This window comes from Streptomyces sp. SID10853, from assembly GCF_010548145.1.
Classification (GTDB): Bacteria; Actinomycetota; Actinomycetes; order Streptomycetales; family Streptomycetaceae; genus Streptomyces.
Genome location: NZ_JAAGLN010000419.1, coordinates 1 through 2959, shown reverse-complemented (window position 1 = coordinate 2959; position 2959 = coordinate 1). Strand labels below are relative to the sequence as shown.

3 protein-coding genes are annotated in these 2959 nt (G+C 72.2%); 2 read left to right on the top strand and 1 reads right to left on the bottom strand.

Translation table 11 applies throughout. The features are described 5' to 3' along the window. Both G3I19_RS35765 and hemQ read left to right on the top strand, forming a co-directional pair. A partial coding sequence (locus G3I19_RS35765) for an FAD-dependent oxidoreductase (protein WP_203601113.1) occupies positions 1-704 on the top strand: 704 nt, incomplete at its 5' end. 4 nt (positions 705-708) lie between these two features. Then, positions 709-1446, top strand: coding sequence for a hydrogen peroxide-dependent heme synthase (gene hemQ, locus G3I19_RS35760; protein WP_164267845.1), 738 nt, complete (start codon positions 709-711; stop codon positions 1444-1446). Between the two features lie 30 nt (positions 1447-1476). Here hemQ and G3I19_RS35755 read toward each other — a convergent pair. Beyond that, the coding region (locus tag G3I19_RS35755; protein ID WP_164267844.1) for an alpha/beta hydrolase at positions 1477-2959 on the bottom strand (1483 nt) is incomplete at its 5' end.

Below are 2959 nucleotides of genomic sequence, written 5' to 3'. Positions count from 1 at the left end.
AAATCCTGCTGCACCGGCCGGTGCTGGAGCTGCGGCGCACCCCGGACGGCTGGCTGATCCGCACCGGCGGGGCGGACGGCGGCCGCCGTATCGAGGCCGATGCCGTGGTGCTCGCCGTACCGGCCTGGGCGGCCTCCGCGCTGCTGGCCGACGAGGCGCCCGCCGCTTCGGCCGAGCTGGCCGCCGTCGAGTACGCGTCGATGTCGCTCGTCACGCTGGCCTTCCGCCGCACCGAGCTGACCCTCCCCGAGTCCACCGGCTTCCTGGTGCCGCCGGTGGACGGCCACGCCATCAAGGCGTCCACCTTCTCCAGCCGCAAGTGGGCCTGGTCCGACGCCGATCCGGACCTCGTCGTGCTGCGGACCTCGCTGGGCCGCCACGGCGACGAGGAACATCTGCACCGTGAGGACACCGACCTGGTGGACCTCTCCCTGCGCGACCTGGGCGAGGCCGTCGGACTCACGGCGAAGCCGGTCGCCACCGAGGTGACCCGGTGGATCGGCGGGCTGCCCCAGTACCCCGTCGGCCACCTCGCACGGGTGGCCCGGGTGCGGGAGGCGGTCGCCGCCCTGCCGGGCCTGCGGATCTGCGGCGCGGCCTACGACGGGGTGGGGATTCCGGCCTGTATCGCGGGTGCCGGGCGGGCTGCGAAGGAGATCACAGCAACCCTGGCGTCGGGCACCACCGGCGGCGCGGGAGAATAGCGGCATGACTGATGCTCCGGAGACCGTGACGTCCCCCAAGGCCCCGAACGCGGGCAAGAAGGCCAAGGACCTCAACGAGGTCGTGCGCTACACGCTGTGGTCCGTCTTCAAGCTGCGCGACGTGCTCCCCGGCGACACCGACCGCACCGCGGTGGCCGGTGAGGTCCAGGAACTGTTCGACCAGCTCGCGGCCAAGGACATCACCGTCCGCGGCACGTACGACGTCTCCGGGCTGCGCGCCGACGCCGACCTGATGATCTGGTGGCACGCGGAGACCGCGGACGAGCTGCAGACCGCGTACAACCTCTTCCGCCGCACCCGCCTCGGCCGTGCCGTCGAGCCGGTCTGGTCGAACATGGCGCTGCACCGCCCCGCCGAGTTCAACAAGTCGCACATCCCGGCCTTCCTCGCCGACGAGACCCCCCGCGACTACATCTCGGTGTACCCCTTCGTGCGCTCCTACGACTGGTATCTGCTGGCCGACGAGGACCGCCGCCGGATGCTCGCCGAGCACGGGAAGATGGCCCGTGGCTTTCCGGACGTGCGGGCCAACACGGTCGCGTCCTTCTCGCTCGGCGACTACGAGTGGCTGCTGGCCTTCGAGGCCGACGAGCTGTACCGCATCGTGGACCTGATGCGTCATCTGCGGGGCTCCGAGACGCGGATGCACGTACGCGAAGAGGTCCCCTTCTTCACCGGCCGGCGCAAGTCGGTGGCCGACCTGGTGGCCGGGCTCGCCTGAGGCGGACCCGGTCGTCCATGACCCGGAAGATCAGAGAACGGGCCGCGGCCGCGGCAGCGTCCTTTTCTCCAGCGACACCGGGTCCGGCAGCGGGTGCGGCGCGCATGCAGCGCGCCGCACCGGCGTCCGCCCCGTCAGCAGATAGTCGTCCAGGTACGTGTTGACGCACTTGTTGGGGCCGCCGCCGATGCCATGCGTACCCGCGCCCTTCTCCGTGATCAGCACCGACCCCCGCAGCCGCCGCTGGAGCTCCAGCGCACCCGGGTAGGGGGTGGCCGCGTCCCGCTCGGCGGCCAGGATCAGCGTGGCCGGCAGCGCGCCGTCGGAGCTGCGGACGTCGAGCGGCTTCTGCCGCGGTGCGGGCCAGTAGGCGCACGGCAGATTCATCCAGGCGTTGTCCCAGGTCTCGAAGGGCGCCCGGCGCGCCAGCGCGGTGTTGTCGGCGTCCCAGACCCGCCAGTCGGCCGGCCAGTCCGCGTCGTTGCACTCGACGGCCGTGTAGACCGCTGTGCCGTTCTCGTCGGCCTTCGCCGCCGCGGGGTCGGGCGCGGCCAGTTTGACCAGCGGCTTCGGGTTGCCCCGCAGATACTGCGCGAGCGCCGACGCGGTGGCAGGCCAGACGTCGTCGTAGTAACCGGCCTGGAGAAAGGCACCCTGCAGCTGCGCGGGGCCCACACCACCCTCCGGCTTGTCCGCGAGCCGGGCGCGCGCCGTCTCGTACGCGGCCAGCACATCCGATGCGTCGGACCCCAGGTGGTACGTCTTGTCGTGCCGCGCCACCCAGGTGCGGAAGTCCGTCCAGCGGCGCTCGAAGGCGAGCGACTGGTCGAGGTTGTCGCGGTACCAGATCTTGGCGGGATCCGGGTCGACCGCGGAGTCGAAGACCATCCGGCGTACGTGCGAGGGGAAGAGCGTCGCGTAGAGCGCACCGAAGTACGTGCCGTAGGAAGCGCCCATGAAGGTCAGCTTCCGCTCGCCCAGCGCGGCCCGCAGCACATCCAGGTCACGGGCGTTGTTCAGCGAGTTGTACTGCCGCAGAGCCGCACCGGCCCGCCGCGCGCAGCCCCGCGCGTAGCTCTTCGCCTGCGCGATCTTCTTCCGCTTGAACGCCTCCGACGGATAGATCGGGGCCGTCGTCGCGGGCTTCGCGTACGGGGCGGGGTCCTCGCAGGAGAGCGGCGCCGATCGCCCCACCCCGCGCGGTGCGTATCCCACCAGGTCGTACGCGGCGGCCAGCGGCTTCCACACGGGGACCGAGGCCGCCATCGGGAAGAACATGCCGGAGGCGCCGGGGCCGCCCGGGTTGTAGACCAGCGCGCCCTGGCGGCCGGCGGGCTTGCCGGTGGCTTTTGCCCTGCTGACGGTCAGGGAGATCTGCCGGCCGTCCGGCCGGGCGTAGTCGAGCGGGACCCGGACGCTGCCGCACCGCACGGACGCGGGCAGCGACTCGCTCCTGGGGCAGGTGCCGAAGGTGATCCCCGCCGCGGCGGCGCGGGCGGCGGCGGCCAGGGTG